General features: G+C 70.5%; 6 protein-coding genes. 5 read left to right on the forward strand and 1 reads right to left on the reverse strand.

Annotated features, from left to right (window positions below):
• Nucleotides 1-14 precede the first annotated feature (14 nt).
• The 5 genes from ACIPUC_RS36130 (at nucleotide 15) to ACIPUC_RS36150 (ending at nucleotide 4,091) form a co-directional block, all read left to right on the forward strand.
• Nucleotides 15-530 (forward strand): hypothetical protein, encoded by a 516-nt coding sequence (locus ACIPUC_RS36130; protein ID WP_446594623.1) that lies wholly within the window; start codon nucleotides 15-17, stop codon nucleotides 528-530.
• Nucleotides 531-596: 66 nt separating this feature from the next.
• Nucleotides 597-1,418: an ABC transporter ATP-binding protein gene (locus ACIPUC_RS36135; RefSeq protein ID WP_446594624.1), complete on the forward strand. Its 822-nt coding sequence runs from the start codon at nucleotides 597-599 to the stop codon at nucleotides 1,416-1,418.
• 14 nt (nucleotides 1,419-1,432) lie between these two features.
• Nucleotides 1,433-2,170 (forward strand): ABC transporter permease, encoded by a 738-nt coding sequence (locus tag ACIPUC_RS36140; RefSeq protein WP_446594632.1) that lies wholly within the window; start codon nucleotides 1,433-1,435, stop codon nucleotides 2,168-2,170.
• Nucleotides 2,171-2,281: 111 nt separating this feature from the next.
• Entirely contained in the window at nucleotides 2,282-3,091 is an 810-nt protein-coding gene (gene proC / locus ACIPUC_RS36145; protein ID WP_446594625.1) for a pyrroline-5-carboxylate reductase, read from the forward strand.
• A gap of 379 nt (nucleotides 3,092-3,470) precedes the next feature.
• Entirely contained in the window at nucleotides 3,471-4,091 is a 621-nt protein-coding gene (locus ACIPUC_RS36150; protein WP_446594626.1) for a hypothetical protein, read from the forward strand.
• 28 nt (nucleotides 4,092-4,119) lie between these two features.
• Here ACIPUC_RS36150 and trpS read toward each other — a convergent pair whose 3' ends face one another.
• On the reverse strand, nucleotides 4,120-5,118 hold the full coding sequence (gene trpS / locus ACIPUC_RS36155) for a tryptophan--tRNA ligase (RefSeq protein WP_446594627.1): 999 nt from the start codon (nucleotides 5,116-5,118) through the stop codon (nucleotides 4,120-4,122).
• Nucleotides 5,119-6,049: the final 931 nt, after the last annotated feature.

Below are 6,049 nucleotides of genomic sequence, written 5' to 3' on the forward strand. Positions count from 1 at the left end.
AGATAATCGCTGATGTGAGCGACGACCAGCGAGACCCCGCCCCCGCCGAGCAGGCCCCGGCCGGACCCGAGCCCGAGCCGATCCGCTTCTTCGGCACCACCTGGGTGAACCACGACGGCGGCTACGCCCTGCGCCGCGCCGGCGTCGCCATCGGCTCGCTGGTCACCGCCGTCGCCGCCGCGCTCCTGCTCCGGCTCTCCTACGAGGGCCTGGAGATCGGCAACGTCGGCCCCTTCCTCAGCATCTCCGTCGTCGTCCTCTTCGCGGTCTGCAGCTCCATCGCCTTCGCCAAGACCTGGGAGTCCTTCAGCCGCCGCCCGGCCCCCTCCTCCGACGAGGCCGCCCTCAAGGGCCTGAAGGCGATCGGTTTCATCGGCTCCCTCATCGCGTACTTCCTCCGCTGCCTCGTCGAGGCCCCGGGCGAGAAGCTGCGCCGCGCCGAGTACGAGCGCGCCGTGGCCGAATTCGCCCGCCGCCGCAGCACCCGTACCGGCAACCCCGCCGCGCGCCGCCCCAAGCGCAAGAAGTAACGCGCACCGCCCCGCACACCTCCGGCCGATTGACGCCCTGGCCCAGCCAGGAGCATTATTCATCACATGATGAATAACCCGCCCCCAGGAGCCCCGGCCGCCGCCGTGCACGCCGCCGGCCTGACCGTCCGCCGCGGCACGGGCCGCACCCCGCGCACCGTCCTCGACGGCATCGACTTCGACGTCCCCCGCGGCCGCATCACCGGCCTCCTCGGCCCCTCCGGCTGCGGAAAGTCCACCCTCATGCGTGCCGTCGTCGGCACCCAGGCCCGCGTCACCGGCACCCTCGACGTCCTCGGCCGCCCCGCCGGCCACCCCGAGCTCCGCTCCCGCATCGGCTACGTCACCCAGGCGCCCTCCGTCTACGACGACCTCACCGTCCGGCAGAACCTCGACTACTTCGCCGCGATCCTCGACCCGGGCCGCGCCGCCGCCGACCGCCGCGCCGCCGCCGTACGGCAGGCCATCACCGACGTCGACCTCACCACCCACACCGACGTCCTCGCCGGCAACCTCTCCGGCGGCCAGCGCAGCCGCGTCTCCCTCGCCGTCGCCCTGCTCGGCACCCCCGAGCTCCTCGTCCTCGACGAACCCACCGTCGGCCTCGACCCCGTCCTGCGCCGCGACCTCTGGAACCTCTTCCACGAGATCACCCGCACCCGCGGCGCCACGATCCTCGTCTCCTCCCACGTCATGGACGAGGCCGAGCGCTGCCACGACCTGCTCCTCATGCGCGAGGGCCGCATCCTCGCCCAGGACACCCCCGACGCCCTGCGCGCCCGTACCGGCTCCGCCACCGTCGAGGAAGGCTTCCTCCGCCTCGTCGACGAGGCCAACGCCCACGCGACCGCCAACGCCGCCAACGCAGCCCGGGAGGCACAGCGATGACTGCCACGACCGCAATGAACGGTGCCCGCACCGCCGCCACCGCCGCCCGCGTCCTGCGCCAGCTCAGCCACGACCCGCGCTCCATCGCGCTGATGCTGCTGGTCCCCGTCCTGATGCTCACGCTGCTCCGCTTCGTCTTCGACGGCAGCCCGCGCACCTTCGACGGCATCGGCGCGTCGCTCCTCGGGATCTTCCCCCTCATCACCATGTTCCTGGTGACCTCGATCGCCACGCTGCGCGAGCGCACCTCCGGCACCCTGGAGCGCCTCCTCGCCATGCCGCTCGGCAAGGGCGACCTCATCGCCGGCTACGCCCTCGCCTTCGGAGCCGTCGCCGTCGTCCAGTCGCTCCTCGCCACCGGCCTCGCCCTGTGGCTCCTCGGCCTCGACGTCGTCGGCTCCCCGTGGCTGCTCCTCCTCGTCGCCCTGCTCGACGCGCTCCTGGGCACCGCACTGGGCCTCTTCGTCTCGGCCTTCGCGGCCTCCGAGTTCCAAGCCGTCCAGTTCATGCCGGCGGTGATCTTCCCCCAGCTGCTCCTGTGCGGCCTCTTCGCGGCCCGCGACACCATGCAGCCCGTCCTCGAAGCCATCTCGAACGTCCTGCCCATGTCCTATGCCGTCGACGGCATGACCCAGGTCCTCACCCACACCGACATGACCGCCGACTTCGTCCGCGACGCCGTCGTCGTCGCCGCCTGCGCCCTGCTCGTCCTCGCCCTCGGCGCGGCCACCCTCCGCCGCCGGACCCCCTAGCCGGCCCCGTCGCCGCCCACGGACCGGACACACCGCCCGGCCCCCCGGCCCGAGTGCAAGGATGATCCCGTACGCAGTACTACGCAGCGCGTTCGGCGAGGTGAATCGGGCATGACCCAGACAGTCGCAGTCCTCGGTACCGGCAAGATCGGCGAGGCCCTGCTCAGCGGGATGATCCGCGGCGGCTGGCCCGCCTCGAAGCTCCTCGTCACCGCCCGCCGCGCGGAACGCGCCGAGGAGCTCCGCGCCCGCTACGGCGTCGAGGCCGTCAGCAACGCCGAGGCCGCCAAGCGCGCCGACACCCTCATCCTCACCGTCAAGCCGCAGGACATGGGCAAGCTCCTCGAAGAGCTCGCCCCGCACGTCCCCGCCGACCGCCTGGTCATCAGCGGCGCCGCCGGCATCCCGACCTCCTTCTTCGAGGAGCGGCTCGCGCCCGGCACCCCCGTCGTCCGCGTCATGACGAACACCCCCGCCCTCGTCGACGAGGCCATGTCCGTCATCTCGGCCGGCAGCCACGCCACCGCCGCGCACCTCGTCCACACCGAGGAGATCTTCGGCGGCGTCGGCAAGACCCTGCGCGTCCCGGAGTCCCAGCAGGACGCCGCCACCGCCCTCTCCGGCTCCGGACCCGCGTACTTCTACTTCCTCGTGGAGGCCATGACCGACGCCGGGATCCTCCTGGGCCTGCCCCGCGCCCAGGCCCACGACCTGATCGTGCAGGCCGCCATCGGGGCCGCCGTGATGCTGCGCGACAGCGGCGAGCACCCGGTCAAGCTCCGCGAGGCCGTCACCTCCCCGGCCGGTACGACGATCAACGCGATCGTCGAGCTCGAGCGGCACGGCGTACGCGCGGCCCTGATCGCCGCCCTCGAAGCGGCCCGCGACCGCAGCCGCGAACTCGCCTCCGGCAACAGCTGAGCCATCCGGTCACGTCCCGAGTCCACCGGCGGGCCGCCGTGCACCGTGCGGGGGACCGCCCTGGCGCGCCCCGGTCCGCCATCAACCTCGCCAACACCGTCCCCGGACCGGCGGTCCTCTTCCTCAGCTGCACGTACACCCTGACGGCCCCCGACAACCCCGGCAACGGCCTGCCCGTGGTGACCAGCGACATCAGCATCCTGGGCGCGGCAGCACCATTCGGCGCCACGCGACCGACTTCCGCCTCTTCGAGGTCTCCGGCCCCAGCGGCCGCCTCTCCCTCAACAGCCTCACGGTCCGCGACGGCCGGTCGGCGAGCGGCGGTGAGGGCGGCGGCGGGCTCCACGCCGGCGAGGGGACCACGCTCACCCTCAACAACGTGGAGGTGACCCGCAACTTCGCGGGCGTGGGCGGGACAGGCGGGGGCATCGTCAGCTTTGGCGCGCTGACCCTCCGCAACAGCACCCTCAGCTACAACATCGCCACGAACAACGGGGGCGGAGCCTTCGCGGTCGGAACCACGAACATCTCGAACACCACCATCACCGGCAACACCGCCCATGACGACGGCGGCGGCCTCGACACACGCGGCAGCCTCACCCTCACGGGCAGCCGGGTGACCGACAACGCGGCCCGGTTCGGCGGCGCCGGCATCAGCGCCTTCCAACTGACGGGGACCGTCACGGACACGCTCATCCGCGGCAACACGGCCGGGGACGACGGCGGCGGCGTGCACAACCGCACCTCCACCCTGACGCTGGAGCGGACCACCGTCTTCGCCAACCGGACCCTCAGCACCGGGGCGCGGGGCGGGGGCCTGGCCAACGCCTCCGACGCCACCCTCGACGTCCGCAACAGCTCGGTGACCCACAACTTCGCCAACACGGCCCCGGGCGGCATCTTCAACGACGGCGGCACGGTCACCCTCACCGCCACCCCCGTGACGGACAACTACCCCACCAACTGCGCCCCCAGTGTGATCGCGGGCTGTGTGAACTGACGCCCCCGGTCACCAACGCAGCCGGGCATCAGGGAGCGAGCAGTCCGATGGCCTCGTACGCCCGGTCCACCACCGGCCGCGCCAGCTCCCGGGCCCGCGCCGCACCCTCCCGCAGCACCTTGTCCACCTCGGCCGGATCGGCCGCCAGCTCCGCATGCCGCTCCCGTACCGGCCGCAGCAGCTCGACCACCGCGTCGGCGACGTCCCGCTTGAGCGCGCCGTACCCGCTGTAGCCCCCGGCGAGCCGCACGGGATCCCCGCCCGTACAGGCGGCCAGGATGTCCAGCAGGTTCGCGACGCCGGGCCGTGTCTCCCGGTCGTAGACCACCCCGCCGTCCCCGCTGTCGGTGACCGCCCGCATCACCTTCTTGCGCACGACCCCCGCCTCGTCGAGCAGGTAGACGATCCCCGTGCCGCTCGCGTCGGACTTCCCCATCTTCGAGGCCGGCTCCTGGAGGTCCATGACCCGGGCGGCCACCGCCGGGTGCGTGGCCTTGGGCACCGTGAACGTGTACCCGTACCGCTGGTTGAAGCGGACGGCCAGATCCCGGGTCAGCTCGACGTGCTGCCGCTGGTCCTCACCCACGGGCACCTCATCGGTCCGGTACGCGAGGATGTCGGCGGCCATCAGCACGGGATAGGTGAGCAGCGACAGCCGTACGCCGTCCCCGGCGGCCTGCGCCTTCGCCGCCTTCTCCTTGTACTGGATCATCCGGCGCAGCTCACCGTCGGTGGCGGTGCACTCCAGCAGGTACGCCAGCCGCGTGTGCTCGTCGACATGGCTCTGCACGAACAAGGTGCACCGCTGCGGGTCCAGCCCGGCGGCGAGCAGCAGCGTCGCCGCCTGTCGGCTGAGCCGCCGTACGCGAGCCGGATCGTGCTCGACGGTCAGCGCGTGGAGGTCGACGACACAGAACAGTGCCTCGTCCGGGTCCTGGTCGGCGGCGACCCACTGCCGTACGGCGCCCAGGTAGTTCCCCAGTGTCAGATGCCCGGTCGGCTTGACCCCGCTGAAGATCCTCGTCATGTCCTGCTCTCCCTTGTGTGAGTGATGTCGAGGCCGCCGCGTCGGGCGACCGAGCCACTCCCGGGAGGGAGAAAACAAAACGGCCGCCGAAGCGGCGGCCGTGAGCGCATGCGTGCTCGCGTTGCAGTCGGCCGCCGTCAGGCGGCCCACCAACGGAGGTTGAGCGTGAGCGCATGCGTAGTCATGGACCCAGCGTAGACGGAACAGGCTGGAGACGTCGTGGAGTTCGCGCACCACGCGGGGCCGGTCAGCCGGGGGTTGACACACGTGTGCCCGATCCGTAAGGTTCTTCGAGTTGTCCGAAGTGAGCGCCGACCCCGGTCGGTCCCCGGACAGCCATCCCGCACTACACATTCGAACGAACGACTCACTTTGTCGTCTCGTTTTCATGCGTATTTGCGAATGAGGAATCCGCGTCCGAGGACGCCGTCGCCGATTAGGTTCGGGGGCAAGGAATCCGCTACTGTCTCACTCGCCGGAAGGGTCCAACAGCCCGGAAGGCAAGCCCCGCTGACCGGGGGTCAGGCCCGAAAGGATCTGATAGAGTCGGAATCGCCGGAAAGAGAAAGCGCGAAAGCGCAGAACCTGGAAAGCGCCGAGGAAATCGGGCCCGAAAGAGTCTGATAGAGTCGGAAACGCAAGAACACAGAACGAAAGCCCGGAGGAAAGCCCGAGAGGGTGAGTACAAAGGAAGCGTCCGTTCCTTGAGAACTCAACAGCGTGCCAAAAATCAACGCCAAAAGTTGATACCCCGTCCATTTCGGTGGATGAGGTTCCTTTGAAAAAGACCTGTGAGGCTTCCTCGTGGAGTGCTTGCAGGCAATTACACAGCGAGGACGCAGTGGACGGTCGGTCTTATTCCGACATGATCGTCCCGCTCTGCGTGTGTGTGCACCCGATTACGGGTAAACATTCATGGAGAGTTTGATCC

The sequence above is a fragment of the Streptomyces sp. LARHCF249 genome (assembly GCF_052871255.1).